24 protein-coding genes are annotated in these 20,879 nt (G+C 33.6%); 15 read left to right on the top strand and 9 right to left on the bottom strand.

Features of this window, described 5'->3' with window-relative positions; translation table 11 throughout:
- Positions 1-29: 29 nt before the first annotated feature.
- The gene (locus B0M43_RS12945; RefSeq protein ID WP_078008050.1) at positions 30-1,271 is read left to right on the top strand and encodes an ATP-binding cassette domain-containing protein; all 1,242 of its coding nucleotides are present in this window, start codon (positions 30-32) and stop codon (positions 1,269-1,271) included.
- An 11-nt stretch (positions 1,272-1,282) separates the two neighbouring features.
- Positions 1,283-1,897, top strand: coding sequence for a hypothetical protein (locus B0M43_RS12940; RefSeq protein WP_078008051.1), 615 nt, complete (start codon positions 1,283-1,285; stop codon positions 1,895-1,897).
- Between the two features lie 184 nt (positions 1,898-2,081).
- On the opposite strand, the gene B0M43_RS12935 is transcribed toward B0M43_RS12940, so the two are convergent.
- The 3 genes from B0M43_RS12935 to B0M43_RS24430 are packed head-to-tail and all read right to left on the bottom strand — an operon-like array spanning position 2,082 to position 3,947.
- Entirely contained in the window at positions 2,082-3,122 is a 1,041-nt protein-coding gene (locus B0M43_RS12935; protein ID WP_078008052.1) for an RluA family pseudouridine synthase, read from the bottom strand.
- Positions 3,112-3,735: a PASTA domain-containing protein gene (locus B0M43_RS12930; RefSeq protein WP_078008053.1), complete on the bottom strand. Its 624-nt coding sequence runs from the start codon at positions 3,733-3,735 to the stop codon at positions 3,112-3,114. The genes B0M43_RS12935 and B0M43_RS12930 overlap by 11 nt, the downstream gene beginning before the upstream one ends.
- Positions 3,736-3,776: 41 nt before the next feature.
- Positions 3,777-3,947: a hypothetical protein gene (locus B0M43_RS24430; RefSeq protein ID WP_158596292.1), complete on the bottom strand. Its 171-nt coding sequence runs from the start codon at positions 3,945-3,947 to the stop codon at positions 3,777-3,779.
- A gap of 265 nt (positions 3,948-4,212) precedes the next feature.
- On the opposite strand from B0M43_RS24430, the gene B0M43_RS12925 reads away from it, so the two are divergent.
- The 5 genes from B0M43_RS12925 to B0M43_RS12905 all read left to right on the top strand — a co-directional run bounded on the left by B0M43_RS12925 (position 4,213) and on the right by B0M43_RS12905 (position 7,936).
- Complete coding sequence (locus B0M43_RS12925; protein WP_078008054.1) at positions 4,213-5,184, top strand: D-alanine--D-alanine ligase; 972 nt, start codon at positions 4,213-4,215, stop codon at positions 5,182-5,184.
- 109 nt (positions 5,185-5,293) lie between these two features.
- Complete coding sequence (locus tag B0M43_RS12920; protein WP_078008055.1) at positions 5,294-5,986, top strand: DUF421 domain-containing protein; 693 nt, start codon at positions 5,294-5,296, stop codon at positions 5,984-5,986.
- A gap of 39 nt (positions 5,987-6,025) precedes the next feature.
- Positions 6,026-6,649 carry a zinc-ribbon domain-containing protein gene (locus B0M43_RS12915; protein WP_078008056.1) on the top strand — a complete coding sequence of 208 codons (624 nt, stop codon included), beginning with the start codon at positions 6,026-6,028 and terminating at the stop codon, positions 6,647-6,649.
- A 37-nt stretch (positions 6,650-6,686) separates the two neighbouring features.
- Positions 6,687-7,145 (top strand): pantetheine-phosphate adenylyltransferase, encoded by a 459-nt coding sequence (gene coaD / locus B0M43_RS12910; RefSeq protein WP_078008057.1) that lies wholly within the window; start codon positions 6,687-6,689, stop codon positions 7,143-7,145.
- Between the two features lie 212 nt (positions 7,146-7,357).
- On the top strand, positions 7,358-7,936 hold the full coding sequence (locus B0M43_RS12905; RefSeq protein ID WP_065447477.1) for an alkylphosphonate utilization protein: 579 nt from the start codon (positions 7,358-7,360) through the stop codon (positions 7,934-7,936).
- 121 nt (positions 7,937-8,057) lie between these two features.
- Here the strand turns inward: B0M43_RS12905 and B0M43_RS12900 are convergent, their stop codons facing one another.
- From B0M43_RS12900 to B0M43_RS12885, 4 genes are all read right to left on the bottom strand, one after another.
- Entirely contained in the window at positions 8,058-8,891 is an 834-nt protein-coding gene (locus B0M43_RS12900; RefSeq protein ID WP_078005729.1) for an IS3 family transposase, read from the bottom strand.
- Positions 8,891-9,424, bottom strand: a complete 534-nt coding sequence (locus B0M43_RS12895; protein ID WP_078005728.1) for a helix-turn-helix domain-containing protein — start codon at positions 9,422-9,424, stop codon at positions 8,891-8,893. The genes B0M43_RS12900 and B0M43_RS12895 overlap by 1 nt, the downstream gene beginning before the upstream one ends.
- 83 nt (positions 9,425-9,507) lie before the next feature.
- Positions 9,508-9,954: a hypothetical protein gene (locus B0M43_RS12890; RefSeq protein ID WP_065447476.1), complete on the bottom strand. Its 447-nt coding sequence runs from the start codon at positions 9,952-9,954 to the stop codon at positions 9,508-9,510.
- Positions 9,955-10,300: 346 nt separating this feature from the next.
- On the bottom strand, positions 10,301-11,650 hold the full coding sequence (locus B0M43_RS12885) for a DEAD/DEAH box helicase (protein WP_078008058.1): 1,350 nt from the start codon (positions 11,648-11,650) through the stop codon (positions 10,301-10,303).
- Positions 11,651-11,940: 290 nt separating this feature from the next.
- On the opposite strand from B0M43_RS12885, the gene B0M43_RS12880 reads away from it, so the two are divergent.
- From B0M43_RS12880 to B0M43_RS12865, 4 genes are all read left to right on the top strand, one after another.
- On the top strand, positions 11,941-13,668 hold the full coding sequence (locus B0M43_RS12880) for a M14 family metallopeptidase (protein ID WP_078008059.1): 1,728 nt from the start codon (positions 11,941-11,943) through the stop codon (positions 13,666-13,668).
- Between the two features lie 881 nt (positions 13,669-14,549).
- On the top strand, positions 14,550-14,780 hold the full coding sequence (locus tag B0M43_RS12875) for a DUF4287 domain-containing protein (protein WP_078008060.1): 231 nt from the start codon (positions 14,550-14,552) through the stop codon (positions 14,778-14,780).
- Between the two features lie 49 nt (positions 14,781-14,829).
- A complete protein-coding gene (locus B0M43_RS12870) occupies positions 14,830-15,279 on the top strand; it encodes a GNAT family N-acetyltransferase (RefSeq protein WP_078008061.1) in 450 nt (149 codons plus the stop codon).
- Positions 15,280-15,341: 62 nt separating this feature from the next.
- A complete protein-coding gene (locus B0M43_RS12865; RefSeq protein ID WP_078008062.1) occupies positions 15,342-16,085 on the top strand; it encodes a DUF6882 domain-containing protein in 744 nt (247 codons plus the stop codon).
- 336 nt (positions 16,086-16,421) lie between these two features.
- Here the strand turns inward: B0M43_RS12865 and B0M43_RS12860 are convergent, their stop codons facing one another.
- Positions 16,422-17,018 carry an NUDIX hydrolase gene (locus B0M43_RS12860; RefSeq protein ID WP_065447471.1) on the bottom strand — a complete coding sequence of 199 codons (597 nt, stop codon included), beginning with the start codon at positions 17,016-17,018 and terminating at the stop codon, positions 16,422-16,424.
- Between the two features lie 7 nt (positions 17,019-17,025).
- Between B0M43_RS12860 and pyrE the strand changes: the two genes are divergently transcribed.
- The 3 genes from pyrE (at position 17,026) to B0M43_RS12845 (ending at position 19,562) form a co-directional block, all read left to right on the top strand.
- The gene (gene pyrE, locus B0M43_RS12855; protein WP_065447470.1) at positions 17,026-17,676 is read left to right on the top strand and encodes an orotate phosphoribosyltransferase; all 651 of its coding nucleotides are present in this window, start codon (positions 17,026-17,028) and stop codon (positions 17,674-17,676) included.
- A 316-nt stretch (positions 17,677-17,992) separates the two neighbouring features.
- The gene (locus B0M43_RS12850; protein WP_078008063.1) at positions 17,993-18,385 is read left to right on the top strand and encodes an orotate phosphoribosyltransferase; all 393 of its coding nucleotides are present in this window, start codon (positions 17,993-17,995) and stop codon (positions 18,383-18,385) included.
- 517 nt (positions 18,386-18,902) lie between these two features.
- Positions 18,903-19,562: a hypothetical protein gene (locus B0M43_RS12845; protein ID WP_078008064.1), complete on the top strand. Its 660-nt coding sequence runs from the start codon at positions 18,903-18,905 to the stop codon at positions 19,560-19,562.
- Positions 19,563-19,658: 96 nt separating this feature from the next.
- Here the strand turns inward: B0M43_RS12845 and B0M43_RS12840 are convergent, their stop codons facing one another.
- A complete protein-coding gene (locus B0M43_RS12840; protein WP_078008065.1) occupies positions 19,659-20,399 on the bottom strand; it encodes a biotin--[acetyl-CoA-carboxylase] ligase in 741 nt (246 codons plus the stop codon).
- 93 nt (positions 20,400-20,492) lie between these two features.
- Here B0M43_RS12840 and rsfS point away from each other — a divergent pair, with 93 nt between their 5' ends.
- Entirely contained in the window at positions 20,493-20,864 is a 372-nt protein-coding gene (rsfS, locus tag B0M43_RS12835) for a ribosome silencing factor (RefSeq protein ID WP_065447466.1), read from the top strand.
- Positions 20,865-20,879 lie beyond the last annotated feature (15 nt).

Here is a 20,879-nt window from a genome sequence, read left to right as displayed (position 1 = left end):
ATCTATGTCTACATAAATACTATTTTAAAATGCAACATTGGGATATACTTTTATCGAATCAGGTAAATAAAAAAGCTTTTATAGACACTTTGCTTTCCGGCGAAGCCAAGGGAGAATTAGCCGTTTTTAACACCCAAAAAGGCATTCTGTTTTCAGATATTGCCATAGAGAAATTCATCGAAAAAGAATACCAATACGACACCGTAGAAGCTTCTCCTGAATCGCACAGACAATTGAGAACCTTTTCGTCAGGCGAACGCAAAAAAGAGTTTCTAAAATACTGCATCAATCAAAAACCTGATTTCATCATTTTCGATAATCCGTTCGATCATTTAGACCAGGCTTCGCGTGTAGTTTTGGCAGAATCATTAAAAGATTTAACAACAGATATTGCCATTATTCAATTAGTAAACAGATTCGTTGATGTATTATACTTTGTTCCTAATAAAGCACAAATCAAAGACAACACATTTGAACTGCATCCGATTTCAAAAAGCGAAAATCAATTTAAAACTTTAAATACAGCGGCAATTCCAAAAGCGATTGAACCGAATTCCTTTCACGGAAGTGTATTAATAAAAATGGAAAATGTTTCAGTAAGTTATGACGACCGAAAAATTGTAGATAATATTTCCTGGACAATAAAACAAGGCGAATTTTGGCAATTAATCGGGCCAAACGGTTCCGGAAAAAGCACCATTTTATCTTTGATTACAGGAGATAATCCAAAAGGATTTGGACAGGATTTACATTTATTTGGAAGAAAAAAAGGAACCGGTGAAAGTGTTTGGGATATCAAAAAACAAATAGGGATTTTCACCACTTCCATGACCGATTTATTCCAAAAAGGACATACTTTAGAAGAAATGATTCTTTCGGGATTCTTTGATTCTATAGGATTGTATATTGAGCCAACCACACATCAAAAACAAATCGTTGCGCAATGGCTTGAAGTGATCGAAATGACATCTTTAAGAAAAAAGCGTTTCATAGATCTTTCCATCGGTCAGCAAAGAGTTGCATTGATTGTTCGTGCCGTTTTAAAACACCCGCCATTATTAATTTTAGATGAACCCGTAGAAGGTTTGGACGACGAAAATGTCGATTTGGTCATTCAGCTTATCAATACCATCAAACAAGAAACCAACGTGAGTATTTTGTACGTATCGCATCGTATTGAAACCGGCCTTGCTCCTACTTCGGTTTTTGAACTTTTACCATCGCCAACAGGATCTATTGGTAAAATAAAATACCACTCTGAGCTCAACTAAAAAGACAAAAAATGAAAATTAGATATATCTTATTATTAGCATTTCCACTAATAATCGCTTCGTGCTGCGGTAGCATTTCAACAGCAAAAAAAACATATCAAATATCTGAAACCACTCCACTAAAATCCAATTGGAATTTTAATTCAAAAGAATGGCTGCTCCAAAAAGACACTCTAATAGGAAAAGGAGGTCAGATGCATTGGGGCGTAATAGAATCAAAAAAACAACTGCCTGAAAATTATGAGATCCATTTTAAAGTAAATATGACCAAAGAATCTCTTTTTGAAGTCATGCTTAACATCGATAAAGAAAATTACATCAGAACCTATCTCTACCAAATCGATCAGAATATCGTAATAGGAAGAGGTGTTTACAATAAAAACAGCGATGAGTACGGCAAACGCGGAGGAATAACGTTGCTTAAAAAACCAATGAAATTAGAAAACAACAAATGGTACCAGGTAAAAATTAGAGTTTCAAATAATAAATTATTCTTTTCAGTCGATAACGAAACCTTTTTAGAATGTTCCCTTGAAAAAACCAAACTAAGCCAACAAGGCAAACTTGGTTTCTTAACCAACGGAGAAGCAAAAATTATAGACCTAACCATTAAAAACATTGAATAGATTTTTTATTATTTAACCATTAAGATAATTAAGTTCAACGCTTAACTAACTTAATATCTTAATGGTAAAAAGAAAACCCTAAATAGTAAAAAACAAAAAAGCTCCAAATTGGAGCTTTTTTTATACGAGAAAATCTCTTCTCTATTTTCTTTATTCTAAAATCTAATTTCTAAAATCTAAAATTTTACTCCTCCTCTTCTATACTATGCGTCTTACCATAGTTACGCCACTTTTCAATACAATCCTGAAGATCCTGAGGAAGTTCAGTATCAAAACGCATCATTTCTCCAGTTGTAGGATGCACAAAACCAAGTGTTTTAGCATGCAAAGCCTGACGTGGTAATGCTTTAAAACAATTATCAATAAATTGTTTGTATTTCGTAAAAGTCGTTCCTTTCAAAATCAAATGACCGCCATAACGTTCGTCATTAAAAAGCGGATGCCCGATATGTTTCATATGTGCACGAATCTGATGTGTTCTACCCGTTTCTAATTTACATGAAATCAAAGTAACATAACCAAAACGTTCCAAAACCTTATAATGCGTAATTGCAGGTTTTCCAATTTCAGGATCAGCAAAAACAGCCATTTGCATGCGGTCTTTTAAGTGTCTCGCCAAATTTCCTTCAATCGTTCCCGACTCTTCGGCAACATTTCCCCAAACAAGAGCAATATACTCACGTTCAGAAGTTTTAGCTTCAAATTGTTTCGCCAAATGCGTCATCGCCGCTTCTGTTTTAGCGACCACCAAAAGTCCGGATGTATCCTTATCAATTCGGTGAACCAAACCAGGGCGTTCGCTGCTGTTCATTGGCAAATTATCAAAATGATGTGCCAAAGCATTTACCAAAGTCCCGGTGTAATTTCCGTGACCAGGATGTACCACCATTCCCGGCTCCTTGTTAATCAGCAACAAAGCATCATCTTCGTAAACAATATTTAGCGGAAGATCTTCCGGAAGAATATGATTTTCAAATGGAGGATGCGTTAACATAACCGTCACAACATCAAACGGTTTTACTTTATAATTTGATTTTACAGGAATATCATTTACAAAGATATTACCTTCTGCTGCTGCGTTCTGAATTTTATTTCGAGTCGCATTCTGAATCAAATTCATTAAATATTTGTCAATACGCAAAAACGCTTGACCTTTAGGGACTTCAAACCTGAAATGTTCGAATAATTCGTCTTCCAGATCTAAATTTTCATTATTATTGTTCATCTTTTGGGGTTTCAGTAGTTGGCGTAGCTGTACTGTCTACGGCCTGACTTTCATCTACATAACTTGCTTTTCCGTCACCTAAAACCAAGTCGATTTTAGACGCTTTCAGCACGCGGTCTCCTACTTTTAAGTTTCTACCTTTATAACGCATCTCCAGCACCATATCTTTTCCAAGATTTGGAATATAAGTAATCGTTCCCTGCTCAAGCCCTAAAGCCTTCAAAGTCGGAACTGCCTCACGATACGTTTTCTCGATCAAATCAGGAATTCTAACAGAAGAAAATCCCGATGCATTAATTTTAATATATATTTTTCTTCCCACTTTTACCTTCGTTCCCGGCAACGGATCTTGCTCAACAACACTGTATTTAGGAAATTCACTTCTGTAATCAACACTATCCAAAAGCACATAATCCAGGTCAAGTTCATCCAATTTTGCCTCAACTTGTTCCTCCGTCAATTTAGACAAATTTGGAACCGCAATTTCATGTCCATGATCAGTTGTAAAAGTCAGCCAATGCATAAACAGATAACCCAAAACAGCAATAATAGCAGCCGCAATCAAGATTTGTAAAAAAAACACCCGGCTTGTTAAATACTTACGTAAAGTCATAAATTTATTTTTAGTTGTCGCAAAGATAAAGCTATTTCGTTTCAAAAAAAATGATAATTTTGTTTTAAGCAAGAAAGTGTTCTGATTGTCATCCTGAGCGAAGTCGAAGGATAATTTTCAGGAGCTATTTCCTGCTGTCCGCTGTATCTTTTATGGTGAACCCCACCATAAAAGGATGCCGCTCCCATCAGGGCTAGGGCTTTAGGATTCATTAGAAGATTTCAGTACTATTTGTCAGGCTGAACGAAGTCGAAGCCCCGCAAAGAGAATTGCCATACATTACCGAAAAGCATGTGTGATTTCTTCTCCGTCGAAATGACAAGCAGATCGAAAATGGCACGCAGATCTAACAGATTTAGACAGATAAACACAGATTTTTTTAAATTTAATTCGTGAATTCGTGGCAAAAAACCTGAAACCTGAAACCTGAAACAATTAAACAAATAAACGATTAAACATAACAAAATAAATCATAGAATGAAAAACATAGCCATCATCATGGGCGGATACTCAAGCGAATACAAAATTTCGCTTATCAGCGGAAACGTCGTTTACCAATATCTTGACAAAACAAAATACAACGGATTCCGTATTCATATTTTCAAAGAAAAATGGGTGTACGTACACGAAAAAGATGCTGAATATGCCATCGACAAAAATGATTTTTCTGTAACTATAAACGATCAGAAAATTACTTTCGACTGTGTTTTCAACGCGATTCACGGAACACCGGGAGAAGATGGACTAATGCAGGCTTATTTTGAATTACTAGGAATTCCGCAATCCTCTTGCGATTATTACCAGGCTGCATTGACTTTCAACAAACGTGATTTATTATCAGTTTTAAAACCATACGGAATCAAAACGGCAATTTCTTATTACCTAAATAAAGGTGATATTATCAATACAGCCGAAATCGTTAAAAAAGTTGGTTTACCATGTTTCGTAAAACCAAACAAAGCAGGATCCAGTTTCGGAATCTCAAAAGTAAAATCTGAAGCCGAATTGCCAATTGCCATCGAAGTAGCTTACAAAGAAGACAACGAAATTATCATCGAAAGTTTCCTTGACGGTACCGAAGTTTCTGTTGGAGTAATTAATTATCAGGGAGAAATTAAAGTTCTACCAATCACCGAAATTGTTTCCGACAATGATTTCTTTGACTACGAAGCCAAATACGAAGGGAAATCGCAAGAAATAACACCAGCCAGAATCTCAGACGAGCTAACACAAAAAGTTGGTGAAACAGCAAAACGTGCATACGAAGTCTTAAAAATGAAAGGGTTCTCAAGAAGCGAATTCATCATTGTAGACAACGAACCGTATATGCTGGAAATGAATACCATTCCTGGTTTAACAACCGAAAGTCTGATTCCGCAGCAAGCACAGGCAGCCGGAATTTCGCTTCAGGATTTATTCACAAACGCAATTGAGTTAGCACTTATATAAGTTGCTAAGATACTAAGGTTCTGAAATGCTAAGATTTCAGAACCTTAGTTTTTTTTAAGACAAAAACCTTAGCAACTTAGCATCTCAGAACCTTAGCAACTTAAAAAAAATGAAAGAAATCTTCGAATGGAATAGACTATTTTACAACAATCTTCCAGCAAACTTTGCTCTTGAAGTGATATTTCGTTCTACAGTAATGTTTATCATTTTGCTGCTCACCTTAAAATTAGCAGGAAAACGAGGTGTAAAACAATTATCGATTTTCGAAACCGTAATCATAATTGCATTAGGTTCTGCCGCAGGCGATCCCATGTTTTATGAAGATGTTGGTATTGTTCCCGCTGCAATTGTATTTACTGTAATCATTATTTTGTACCGTTCTGTAACCTGGTTAACTGGAAAAAGTAAAAAATTTGAAGAATTTATAGAAGGCAAAACCGAATGTTTAATTAATAATGGAAAATTTTCTATTACTACTTTCAAAAAAGAAAGTCTGGCACAAGACGAATTTTTCTCTGAACTTCGAATAAAATCTATCGAACATCTCGGACAAATAAAACATGCTTTTATAGAAACCAGCGGAGAAATAAGCGTATTTTTTTATGAAGATCACGAAGTACAATACGGATTACCTATCTTACCCGCTGCATTCAATAAAAAAAGCAAAACAATAGAAAAAGAGGGCATTCACGCCTGCACTTTTTGCGGTCATACCGAAGAGCAAAAACCAGGAACCGCACAATGCGAAGTCTGTAAAAAAGACGAATGGGTTCCGGCTTTAAATACAAAAAGAATCACTTAACAGTAGCTTTGTAAACCAGAAACTTTCAAATAAAAAAATATGCTATTTCTTGTTGGGACTCGAGATTCAAATATTAAAAACGGTGTGATTTTAAACGAAAAATGCCCAAAATGTAATACACAAGATGCATTGCATTTTAGCATTTATAAAAAATACACACACGTTACTCTCATTCCATTATTTCCGGTTGGAAAAACTGTTTACATAAGATGTAGTAATTGCGAAGAAAACTTTGATTATGAAGATTTATCTGAAAGTGCTCAATTACAACTAAGAAATGAAAAATTAGATTATTCAATCTGGATGTTTTCCGGTTCTATCATAATAGCCTTATTCCTTATTTTTACAATTAATAGATACTTTGAAAATAAAGATGAAGCAGGAGTTCTAATAAAAAATCCAATGCAAGGTGATGTTTATAATTTAAAATTAAATAATGGCTATTATTCAAATATGCGAATAGATAAAATTACCGCAGATAGTGTCTACGCCACATTGAATGATTTTCAGTCGTATATGCCAAATGAAATAGATGATTTAAATAAAACTGAAAACTATTCAAACAGAAAAGTTTATTATTCAAGAAAAGATTTAATTAAACTTTATCAGGAAAATGAAATATTAAAAATTACTCAAAAAAAAGCTAATGGTTTTAGTAATTAAAACCTTTGTAACTTTGAACCTCTGAACCTAAAAAAAAATGCGAAAAGCCATATTCCCCGGATCATTCGATCCTATAACACTAGGACACGAAGATATCATCAAAAGAGGAATTCCTTTATTTGATGAAATTGTAATTGCTATTGGTGTAAACGCCGAAAAAAAATATATGTTTTCACTCGAAGAAAGAAAACGCTTTATAGAAGAAACTTTCAAAGACGAACCGAAAATTTCGGTAATTACTTATGAAGGATTGACCATCGATTTAGCCAAAAAGGAAAAAGCCAATTTCATCCTGAGAGGACTGCGCAATCCAGCCGATTTCGAATTCGAAAAAGCCATTGCCCATACCAATAGAAAACTTTCTAAAATAGAGACTGTATTTTTATTAACAGCAGCAAGTACTTCATTTATTAGCTCAAGCATTGTCCGCGATGTACTGCGTCATGGCGGCGAATACGAAATGCTGGTTCCGGATGCTGTTAGAGTGAAGAAATAACACAAAGCGAGTCATTGCGAGGAACGAAGCAACCATACTGATCTTTATAAGAAGATAAACTAAGTGAGATTGCTTCGTTCCTCACAAAGACAAAAATCCGCGATACTCCGGTTCACAACACAAAATCCGTGATCCAATAAACCAAAAAAACATAAACTTGCAAGCGAAACAAATTATAAGTAATTTCGCATTTTTAAAATAAAAACCAAATAATGAGCATCGAAAGAGAATTAAACAAACGTAGCGGATCTAAATGCGAACTTTGTGGCGCCGAAGAAAACCTAAAAGTATATGAAGTATTACCGACTAAAAAAGGCGGTCTTGACGAAAGTATTTTAGCGTGTAGTACGTGTATTGACCAAATTGAAAACCCGGATAATGTCGATTTAAATCACTGGAGATGTCTTAACGACAGTATGTGGAATGAAAACGTTGCGGTACAAGTGGTAGCCTGGAGAATGTTAAGCCGTTTACGTGCAAATGGCTGGCCTCAGGAATTATTAGACATGATGTATTTAGACGAAGATACTCTGGCATGGGCGCAAGCAACCGGAGAAGGTGAAGACGACGAGAATAAAATTATTCACCGCGATAGCAACGGAGTGATTTTAGAACACGGAGATTCTGTAGTTTTAATCAAAGATCTTAAAGTAAAAGGATCAAGCATGGTAGCCAAACAAGGAACCGCAGTTCGTAACATCCGTTTGGACCACGAAAACGCCGAATACATCGAAGGAAAAGTCGATGGTCAGCAAATTGTGATTATCACTCAATACGTGAAGAAAATATAAGTTTTCAGTCACAGTCGCAGTTTTGAGTTATTTGCTAACTGAAAACTGCGACCGAAAACTGTAAACTAAAAAAGGGCTATTCAAAATTAGACTGCACCCAAAAGTTTAGACAAATTAATAATTAAGTTTTATAATAATGAGCTCGATATTGTATCGGGCTCATTCCTTTTAGATTAAGTTTAATTCTGTCATTATTATAATAATTTATATACTCAACAATCTCTTGTTTCAATTGATTAATGGAAGTGTATTTTTTAAGATAAAACAACTCTGATTTTAATATTCCAAAGAAGTTTTCAATTATCGCATTATCAAGACAATTACCTTTTCTGGACATACTTTGTTTAATTCCTTTTTTCTTTAATAAATGGTGGTATTGTTTCATTTGATACTGCCAGCCTTGGTCAGAATGCAGAGTCAGATTAGTATTATCGGGTATTTTTTTAAATGCTTTTTCAAGCATATTTAAAACTTGATTAAACACTGGTCTTTGTGATAATTCATAGCTAATTATCTCTCCATTAAACAGATCAATTATCGGCGATAAGTACAATTTATTGCCAGAAACATTAAATTCAGTCACATCGGTTGCCCATTTCTGGTTAGGTCTATCAGCTTTAAAATTGCGCTGTAGTAGATTAGGAGCTATCTTTCCCTGCTCTCCTTTATACGATCTGTACTTCTTGATTCTGATTAAACTTTTTAATCCTAAAAATTTCATCAATCGAAGCACTGTTTTGTGATTAATTAAAATCCCCTCTTTTTTGATTAATAGAGTAATACGTCTATATCCTAATCTACCTTTATGATAATTGTAAATCTGTTTAATTAAATCTTTTATCTCTTGATATTTATCGATTGCCTGACCTTTCTTTTCATAATAATAATACGTACTTCTAACCATGTTCATACAATTTAGTAAAAGATCTAAATCATACTTATGCCTTAATTCCATTATGGTTTGAGCTTTTTGTTTTGATTGGCTTGCTCGGCTTGAACTAAGGCGTTGAACTTTTTTAGAATTTCATTCTCAGCGCGCAGGTACTCTAACTCCTTTAAGAGTTCCTCTTCCCTGGTTAGAGGTTTGTCTGTTTTTCGTTGCTTTCTCTTAAAATTCATAACTGCTGGTCTACCACGTGATTTAAGTTCTAAACCTGCCAAATCATCTTTTGCATATTTTCTTTGCCAGCTTATTATGGTTGACTGCGCTGGAATTTTGAAAATCAAGCAGGCTTCATCCAAAGATAAAGACTTATTTTCAATGGTTTGTATCACTTTTAATTTAAAGTCTGCAGTATAAACTTTATTTTTTTGCCTTGGAAAAAGACCTTCAATTCCAAATTCATTATAGCGGCTAATCCAGCACGTAAGGTTGCTTTCAGCTATCTTGTTTGCTCTAGCTGTGCCTTTAACCGAATTATGTCTTTTCAAAACTTCTTCTACACAACGAAGTTTAAATTCACAATTGTACTTGACTTTTCTTTCCATAAAAATGCCCCCAAATAGTGTCTAACTTTTTGGGGGCAGTTCAAATATGAATAGCCCTTTTTTTATGCTGTATTTAGAGTAAATTATTTTTGGAATAATTTGTTGATCTGATCTTTTAATAATGGCTCAGAAACATTGCTTGTTGCAGAAGAAGCATCTTTAGAAGAAACCATAAACTGAACTGTAGCTTTCTCAGGAATAACGCTTCCTGTGTAGTGTAACCAGATATAGTTGTTAGGTAATTCTAATTTGATATCGTATAAAGGAGTTGCAGTAAAACCGTTTACAATGATATTATAAAGACTGTTATAATCATTATTTACATTTTTAAATGTAAATTTTCTCAAGCTTGATGATTCGTCATCGTTCTGAATACTTGTATAGTAAACAGTATATTCATCTCCAATTTTTTGAATATAATTGTTATTTACTTTTCCTAATCTTTCAACCGGTACAGTTTCAATAACTTTAATTTGTGCAAAAGAGACAAAACTAAACATCAAAATGGCAATCGTAATAATTCTTTTCATAATTAATTTGGGGTTTATTATTTACGGGCACAAGAAACGCAGAAAATATGATAAATTAAAGCCTTATCCGTTAATTTATTAACAATAAATTAAGATTGTTGTTTAAAATCAATCAAAACCTGTGCGATTTTAAATTAAAATATTGAAATTCAATAATTTAACACACCCATAATCCCTCAAAATATATTAAAAACCATCTAAATCCAGTGATCGCCAAGGATCAAAACAGATTATAACTATAAATATTTTACTACAATAATTACTTCTTGATTTTAATATAGTTCTTTAATTAAAAGAAAATCTGATCGCAAACAAACCTGAAACTTAAAACCTGAAACAAAAAAATTTACTTTTCCTCTTCTTTCTTTACCACTTTACGGGCAACTTCGATTTTAAATTTTTTACCTTTCATTTTTTCATCTTTAATATTATGCAATAAATCTTTTACTTTATTGAATTTTACTGCCGCAAACGAAATAAAATCTTTTACTTCGATCAATCCTAGATCGCCTTTCTCTAATTTTCCTTTCTGAGAAAAGAAACCAACAATATCAATCTTATTCAGTTTTGTTTTCTTTCCACCGCTAATATAAATAGTTTGGTATTCAGGTGGTTTGGGTAAAGTAGTAGTGTTTTCTACCTTTAAAACTTCCATTCCGTAGTCGATATAATCCAATTGTTTTTCACTTTCGTGAATGATAATATACGCCGTACCCGAAGCCTGCATACGCGCCGTACGACCGTTACGATGTGTAAACTCGTCTTCTTTAAGCGGTAAATGATAATGAATTACGTGTTTCATCTCCGGAATATCCAATCCACGAGCCGCTAAATCGGTTGTGATGAGGTAACTCATACTTCCGTTTCTAAACTGAATCAAAGCACGTTCGCGCTCGTCCTGATCCATTCCGCCATGATAATACGTAGCGTAAATTCCTTTTTCGTTCAATGTATCACTAATACGTTCTGCCGCATCGCGATGATTACAGAAAATAATAGCCGATTGAGATTTCAACGAACAAATCAAGTTAAACAAACTTCCTAATTTGTCTTTGGCTGGCGAAACAATCATTTTCATCGAAAGATTTGTTTTTTCTTCCTGCTCCGGAATAAAATCCAAAATAGTAGGATTTACAACTCTTGTATATCTTGGAATTTCAATATCTGAAGTGGCCGAAACCAAAACACGTTTGTTCAGTTTTGTCAACTTCCCAATGATATATGACATTTGCTCATGGAAACCCAATTGCAATGATTTATCGAATTCATCCAGAATCAAAGTCTGAATTTTATCAGTTCTAAAAGTATCTCTGTCAATATGATCTGCAATTCTTCCTGGAGTTCCTATTAAAACCGCTGGAGGATTGCTTAAATTCTTGATTTCAGTATCTATAGAGTGACCTCCGTAACAAATATTTACTTTGTATGGCGTACCCATTTTTTTCCAAACCTGCTCGATCTGCAAACCTAATTCACGCGAAGGCACTAATATTAAACATTGAACCGAAAGAATTTCGGGCTGTAATAATTCTAAAACCGGAAGCAAAAAAGCCAATGTTTTTCCTGATCCAGTAGGAGAAAGTAATAATACATTATTATCATTTAAAATTGCGTCTTGAGCAACTTCCTGCATTTCGTTTAGGGTTTCAATTCCTAAGTTCGAAAGTATGTTGTTGGAATGGTGATTTTTATTCATTTTGCAAAAGTAGGCAAAAAAAGTTGTTTCAGGTTTTCTTTGTTTCAGGTTTCAGGTTTCCCAAACTTTGTCTCAAATTTTTACCGCAAAGTCCGCAAAGGTTTTTAAAATAAATTGTGTTTAGAATGTGTTGACAAACACAAAGTTCGCAAAGCTTTGCGAACTTTGCGTATATCTTTGCGCACTTTGCGGTAAAATGCCAAAGTTACTCTACTCCAATTTTCAACTTGAAACCTGAAACCTGAAACAAATAAAAACTTTATATTTGATTCCTATTAAAACCCCAATTTATGAAACTTTTTACCATTGTCCTTTCACTTTTCACAATCTCAATTTTCGCTCAAAACACTAAAAAATATGATACCTTTTTTGAGAAAGGAAACGGAAATCAATCGGCTTCTTATGAAGAAACAATTGCTTATTTTAAACTTTTGGCGAAAGATTTTCCAACGATTCAGATTACAGCAATGGGATCGACAGATTCTGGCGAACCTTTGCATATGGTGGTTTATAATCCTGACAAGGAATTTGATTTTGAAAAAATTCAGAAAAGCAAAGCGGTTCTTTTTATCAATAATGGGATTCATGCCGGCGAACCTGACGGAATAGATGCAACGATGCAATTCTATCGGGATTTGGCCATTGGCAAAATAAAATCACCAAAAAATACTGTTCTGGTTACTATTCCTGTTTATAATATTGGCGGAGCTTTAAATAGAAATTCAACTACAAGAGCGAATCAGGATGGACCGGAAATTTATGGTTTTAGAGGAAATGCCCGAAACTATGATCTGAATCGTGATTTAATGAAATCAGATACCCGAAACACCAAAAGTTTTGTTGAAATTTTTCAAAAAATAAATGCTGATGTTTTTATTGATAATCATGTAAGCAACGGATCTGATTATCAATACAAACTAACCTACATCATGACGCAGCATAATAAGTTAGGAACCGTTTTGGGTGATTTTTTGAATAATGAAATGATGCCGGCGCTGGTAAAAGATTTACAGCAAAAAAAAATTGAAACAACGCCTTATGTAGATTCGTTTAAAGATACTCCCGATAAAGGTTTTGGACAGTTTGTAGATAGCCCGCGATACACGACCGGTTACACTTCATTGTTTAACACAATTGGTTTTGTAGTTGAAACTCATATGCTGAAAAAATATGCCGAACGTGTAAAAATGACCTACGAATACACCAAATCGACTTTGGATTTTACCGATGCGAATTACCAGAAAATCAAAGCGCTTCGAGTGAAAAATCTGGAGCAATTTCAGCCTAAAAAAACATATACACTAAAATGGGAATTAGACAGCACAAAAGCGACTACATTTTCGTTTCTAGGATATGAAGCAAGTTACAAAAAAAGCGATGCTACAACAGGAAATCGTCTGTATTACGACCGAAGTAAACCGTATAAAAAAGACGTACCGTACATCAAAGAATTCAAATCGGTTAAAGAAGTCGTGATTCCGACTGCTTATATTATTCCGCGTGGTTACTGGAATATTATTGATCTCCTGAAAAATAACAATATTACTTATTCTCAACTTAAAAATGATACGATTATCGAGGTTGAAAGCTATAAAATTGCCGATTTTAAAACGGTTCCAAATGCTTATGAAGGACATTATTTGCACTATAATACGTCCTTAACTTCTAAAGTTATAAAAATGGCTTTCGCCAAAGGGGATTACATTGTTCCAACAAATCAAAAAGGAGTGAAATATTTAGTAGAAGCTTTTGAACCGGAAGGTGTTGATTCGTTCTTTAACTGGAATTTCTTCGATCCTATTTTACAGCAAAAAGAACATTATTCGGAATATATTTTTGAAGATACAGCTTCGAAACTGCTAAAAGATAATCCGCAACTAAAAGCCGAATTTGAAACTAAAAAACAAAACGATCGCGAATTTGCCAAGAATTCTGAAGCACAATTGAACTGGATTTATAAAAATTCTGTGCATTACGAAAAGGCGCATATGCAGTATCCTGTTTATCGTATTTTGTAGATTTTTTTTTGGTGCGCTTTTTTTTACCGCAAAGTTCGCTAAGTTTTTTTTATTTTACTTTGAATGCTTTGTGTATAAGTTAAGTTCGCAAAGCTGTGCGTGGAAGTCATTGTCAAAGCTGAATCGTTAATCGATAGCACGAATTTGCAATACTTGCCCGCAAAGTAAACTAAATATTATATTATGATGCTTATCTCAAGTTGTGGGCACAGATTGCAAATTCGTCTTGTAGCTATTTAATATTCCGTAGGAATATCTCATCGGTAGAAAAAAGATGATATCGTTTTGGCGTTGTGTCCTGTAGGGACACCTGTTTTTGCGGAAATAATACATCTAATCCATTAATCAAACGTTCCTACGGAACGTATAACCGTAATTTAAATTTAATTCTACCGAACAGACATTCCTACGGAATGGGCTATTCTTTGCACATTTTGTAATAGACATAGACCTCGATAACAATATTATATATCCTATAGTGCGGATTTGTAATTATAAAAGTGTCCTCAACATGTTGCTCTGAAAGAGCCCTAGCAATAGCATGGTGCGAAGCACTATGAATAAAAACAATTATAATTTTAAGCCCTGTAAGGGCGCAAGCCTAATTTCAAAAGCACGTTTACCCTATTTTACATTTTGTTATCTTGAAAATACCTTTTCTTTGAATCTTTATCCTCCATTTTCTTTTGCTCCTTCATGGCAATTTCCAATTTTAATTTACTCGTAGCGCGTTGCACTACGCTATTGCTTTTTAGGTCTTTCAGCCCATTTTTTTAAAGGTTCAGACAATCATGATTTGCAATTATATTAAACATTTGAAAAGTCAGAATGATTAATTTGTATTTTAGTACTTCATAAACTAACCCACTAACCACTATTTCATGTCATTTCAAGGATATTTAAAAACTATTAAAGAAAAAACAGGCAATGGTCCGGCTGAGTTTAGAACTTTAGCGGAGCAAAAAGGTTTTACCATTGATGGTAAGCTCAAACCTGAAGTAAAAGCCGGAGAAATTGTAAACTGGCTTAAAGAAGATTTTGACTTAGGTCAGGGACATTCAATGGCGATTTATGCGCTGCTTAAAGGCATAAAAAATGAGAACAGTGAGTAAAATAAGTGCATCTTTTTAAACTTTTGTACGATAATTTTAAAAACATAAAATGAGAATAATTTCAGTAAGGGAAAACCCAGAATACAAGGATAAAATCATTCAATACTTTCAAAATAGCTGGTCTGAAATAGCACCAATAATTTATGAAGATTGCATTAGCCATAGCATAAATGCAGAAGACTCTCTACCACAATGGTATGTATTAGAAAACAACAATGAAATTATAGGTTGTGCAGGGCTTATTACAAATGATTTTATTAGTAGAATGGATTTATATCCGTGGGTTTGCGCCATTTTTATAGAGGAAAAATACAGAGGAAACAATTACAGTAAATTACTCATTGAAAAAGCCAAAGAAGACTCTAAAAAAGCTGGATTTCAAAACTTATATCTATGCACAGATCATATTGGTTTCTACGAAAAAATTGGTTTTAAATACATCGGACAAGGATATCATCCCTGGGAAGAAGAATCTAGGATTTATCAAATCGATTTGTAAACTTTTCAGGACGAGACAAAACACAAACATCAATTTTATACTAACTAAAAATCTATAAAAGAATGGGAATATTCAATAATCTTTTTAAAAAGAAAGAAGAAAATACAGAAGCAGTTATCCATCAACAAAGCAATAATAAACACTTTACATCTGAAAATGATTTTCTGGAAAAATTTGGAGCTATTGCTTTAGAAAAACAAAGAAATCTTTTTACTGTTACCAATGGACTTTCATGGAATTTTGATATGGATAAAGAAGAAATTACTTTTGGAGACCATCTTACTTTTCCAATGCAGGTTTTGGGTTCGTTTTCTCATTCTTCAGAAACATGGCTTTGGATCTGGGAGAATAAAGCGGGCGGTTATGCTGAATCTGTTATGAAACAGGCTCTTTTATTAAAGCAATATGGAGAGGAAAATAATATTGATTTATTGACAGTTGGAAAATTTGACGCTGTACAAAATGATTTGCATCTAATAGGAATGATTGCTGTTGAGATGTTTAATTCAAGTGGCTACTATCTGGGAAATTATGGTCAGGGAACAATGGTTCTCACAATTAAATCGGATGCGATAGACAACTCTGAAAGTGAAGAATTGTCTCGAATTTTAACTGTTTTTCCAGAACTAATTGCAACATTTGAAATTCAAAACCACAAAAATGCTTTTTCAAATTATTTATCTCAAAAAGGGTACCAGCTGACACTGAATGAAAATGAAATTAAAGCAGAGAAAAATGAAAATGTAATTAATGCTGTTTTTAATGATGATAATCTTTTGACACAATTAAATGGCACTAATTCTTAAGATTTACTGTCTAAATTAAAAACAACTAAAAAACCATAAAAGACTTTAAAAACCGGCTTTTCGCGTTAGCATAGAAGAAATCCGCTGCGGAGGAATGTATAGCCCAACAGCATCCTGATAAGAAGGCGTGTACGCCTAAAGTGTTTTTTGACCTTTTATCAGGATGCTGGCAAGCCCATCCTATGATTTTAATTAACGTAGATTTCAAGCAAAGTAAATCAAGACATCTTTTTATCAAAATTCAATACTCCATTGCAGGCCGAATATTCTAAATTATCAATGAAAGAGTTACATTTTTAGCCCTATTTTTATTGAATTTTTAAGATTCCCTTATAGCTAAATATCCTCAACTTCAAATAACAGTTTGATATTTTCGTAAGAGTTTTTTAGCGCTTCTTTGATTTGTTCCGGATTTAGCCATGCTACTTTTTCGATACCTTCTTCGGCTTGACCCTGCGGTATTCCTTCAAAATCTGATTGCATTTCGAACCAATGTGTGATTTTGAGTTTATACTTTCCGTTACGTTTGAAAACGTGATAGGTTTTTTCGAGTTTATTGGTGATTCGGAGTTTGCCTACGCCGGTTTCCTCTTCGACTTCGCGCATGGCGGTGTCTTCAATTTCTTCACCTTTTTCGATTCCGCCCTTTGGCAAATCCCATTTTCCGTTTCTGAAAATAAATAAAACTTCGCCTTTTTTATTGTACACAAGCCCTCCACCCGCTTTATTTACGGGAATTTTGGCTTTTAGCGTCTTCATAATCTCCTTTTCGTCAGGATGATACAAATAAGCTTTTTGAATTTTATTTTGAAACATTTTGACTATAAGATGCTCGATATCAATACTCTCTAACAAGAACAATTGAAAATCAGTCTCTTTCGAGATCTCATTTGTCAAAAAAAGTGGTTTGTCGTTCACAAAAACTTTATACATTTGTATTATGATTTTTAATAAAGATACTGCCGAAAAAACAGCCGAATTGCTTTTGCAAATAAATGCAATTAAATTGAATCCCGAAAATCCTTTTACATGGGCTTCTGGTTGGAAATCTCCTATTTATTGCGATAATAGGTTAATTCTTTCATTTCCGAGCATCCGAAACTATGTTCGTGATGAGTTTGCGAAAAATATTGAGAAACAATTTGGGAAACCAGATGTTATTGCCGGTGTTGCCACTGGAGCCATTGGAGTGGGGATTCTTGTTGCCGAAAGCCTTGGATTACCATTTGTATATGTGCGCCCGGAAGCAAAAAAACACGGAAGACAAAACCAGGTGGAAGGTTTTTTACAAAAAGGCCAAAATGTGGTTGTTGTTGAAGATTTAATTAGTACAGGAAACAGCAGTTTGATGGCTGTTGAAGCTTTACGTAACGAAGGAGCCAACATAAAAGGTATGGCTGCGATTTTTACGTACGGTTTTAATGTTGCTGAAGAGAACTTTAAAAATGCTAATATCGATCTGTATACATTGAGTAATTACGAAAACTTATTAGACTTAGCGGTTCAGAAACAATATATTACCGAAGACCAACAATCGACTTTACTCGAATGGAACGAAAGTCCATCGACTTGGGGGAAAGAGGAAATTTAGATTTTAGATTTTAGATTTTAGATTTTAGATTTTAGATTTTAGATTTTAGATTTTAGATTTTAGATTTTAGATTTTAGATTTTAGATTTTAGATTTTAGATTTTAGATTTTAGATTTTAGATTTTAGATTTTACCAAAAAATCGCTTCGCTCTTTTTTGGTATTTGGGATTTAAAAAAATTGGAATTTTATCAGGATCTGCTTTGCGAACTTTTATTCGTAAAGATTTACAATCAAAATCAAAAAAACCTTGCGCTCTTTGCGGTAAAAACAATTGCGGTTTAAAAATAAATTTAGATATTATAAAAAAATATAAATATGAACTTAGAAAGTCCAAAAGTTACTGTTCAGAAATCAGCTCAAGATTTATTTGATTTATTGAGTGATGTTAAGAATTTTGAAAAATTAATGCCGGATAATATCGCTAAATTTGAAGTGATTGGCGAAGATGCTTTTATTTTTGGATTGAAAGGTATGCCGGAAATAAAACTAAAAATGAAAGAGAAAACAGCACCAAACAAAATTGTTTTGGGAGCTGCCAGTGATAAACTTCCGTTTACTTTGGTTTCGAATATCGATAGTGTTTCTGCTACTGAAAGCGCCGTACAATTGCAATTCGAAGGTGAATTCAATCCAATGATGGCAATGATGATCAAAGGACCTATTAGTAAGTTTATTGAAACTTTAGCCACTAATATGACGAAGCTTTAATTTTTAATTATCAATTGTGAATTGTTAATTATTAATTCCTGAACTACATAAATTATAAGGTCCGATTAAGTCGGACCTTTTTTTGTTGCTACAAAAGCGCTAAGACCAATGTCATTAAGCTAAGGAGAAATCTACAAAATTACTTAACAGTTTAATCAGGAAAATAATTAGAAAATCCGTTTTTATCAGCGTTTTCGCTTTAGCGAATTAGTAAAATCCGCATCTAATTTTGACGCGGATAAAACAGATTTACTTCGTAAAAACGCAGATAAAAACAGATTTTATTTTCTAAAAGCTTAACTTAATGACATTGCGATAAGACACAAAGAAAATCAAAACTTTGCGCCTCTGCATCTTTGCGAGATTATTCAAAAAAAAAAAAAAAAAAACCTTGTGCCTTAGTGCCTTCGTGGCAAAACCAACAATTCATCCTTAAAAAATAACAGTTCAGAACTATAAATTATTACACCCAAAATTATTCGCCGAAGTTTGATCCATCAAAATAAACAACACCAAAATGGAACAAACTATTAAAATTTTAATTTACATTCACGCGTTTTTTGGCGGAATCGGGTTACTTACAGGAATTGGAAGTATTTTTGTAAAAAAAGGAGGTTTACTACACAAAAGAATGGGTAAATTATTCTCTATCGGAATGATTACGAGCTCTCTTATTTCTCTACCTATTTGCTGGATACCTCAACATCAAAACATATTTTTATTTTTAATAGGTTTGTTTACCATTTATCTGGTGATTGCAGGAAACAGGGTTTTGACTTTTAAAACCAAAGCAAAAGCTGACATAACCGATTTTATAATTTCGGGAAGTATGTTGTTCTTTTCAATTATAATGGTTTCACTGGGTATTTATTGTCAGCTGACCAATATCGAAAACGGAATATTATTTACTTTCTTTGGAGGTTTTGGACTTTATATGACAATTAAAGATTTTATATTCTATAAAAATGTTTCGGAAATGAAAAAACAGTGGCTTTCTAAACACATTGGTAAAATGATTGGAGCCTTAATTGCATCAATAACTGCTTTTATTGTTGCTGGAATTGGTATCGGAAATGTAATCGCCTGGATGACTCCTTCGATTCTTGGAACAATTTACATCCTGTATTGGAACAAAAAAATAACACCAAATACGCAAACATTACAAAATGTAAATTAATGTGATGGAGCACGGATTTGACGGATGCAACGGATTTACACTGATATTTTATGTCACGTAAAGCAAAATAAAAAAACTCAGAATCTTAGCAACTTTTCAATACAACATCTGAATTTCCTTTATTTCGAATTCGGAAACCGAATCGTCTTCTAACAAAATCTGTATTTTACCAACAGGAGATACACCTTTAATGATTCCCATGAAGTTTTGTCCGGAATCTTTAGCACTTAGTTTTTTAAACGGCATTGGTATTCCCTGACGAAATAAGGAATTAAAATATTCTTTCCATAAATGAGCTGAACTGTTTTCCCATGAATTAATCTTTTCTTGTATTTTTTCACGGATGAGTAACACTAAAGAATTTTTATCAAATTCTCTTTTGCAAATTACAGCTAATGAAGAAGCATTCGGCAAATGATCAAAATTGGTTTGATTTATATTTAAACCTATTCCTACGACTGACACAATCCTGCCATCACTTTTGATGGTATTTTCGATAAGTATGCCACCAACCTTTTTATTATATGACATAATGTCGTTAGGCCATTTTATACGTAAATCAGGAATATTTAATGATTTTAAGGTATCAATAACTGCTAATGAGACAATAACGCTAAGGTTAAAAACTTGTTCATTACCATAAAGAAAATCCTTCACCAAGACACTCATAATTAAGTTTTTACCTGATTCTGATTGCCACTTAGAGCCCATCTGCCCTTTTCCTTTTGTCTGATTTTCAGCAGTTACTACGGTAAAATTATCGAGTTCGTCCTGACTTGCTAATGCTTTAAGAAAGTCATTTGTTGAATCTATGGCATCGAGTTTGATTAGTTTCATTAAACGAATTTAATTAACTTAATTTAATATTTTGTTAAGGTTCAAAAATAATCACAAATTTTGGTAACTTTACAAAATCATATAAAATAATTCATGGCGAAAAAGACTATTAATAATGATGTTCTATTGGCGAACATAATCAAAGGGATTGAAGAAGTAAAGGGAAATGACATCGATATTCTTGACTTAAGAGATATAGACACGGCAGTTTGTGACTATTTTGTTATTTGCAACGGAAACTCCAACACCCAAGTTAACGCCATTGTAAGCTCAATACAAAAAACAGTATCTAAAGACTTAAAAGATAAACCTTGGCACGTAGAAGGAACCGATAACGCAGAATGGGTTCTTATGGATTATGTGCACATTGTTGTACACGTTTTCCAGAAACATATCCGCGAATACTATAACATTGAGAGCCTTTGGGGTGACGCCAAAATAACTACAATCGAAAACAAATACTAAAAGAAACTTTCTCTA

This window comes from Flavobacterium sp. KBS0721 (genome assembly GCF_002007065.3).
GTDB classification, from domain to species: Bacteria; Bacteroidota; Bacteroidia; order Flavobacteriales; family Flavobacteriaceae; genus Flavobacterium; species Flavobacterium piscis.
This window is presented reverse-complemented; position numbering and strand designations above follow the sequence as displayed.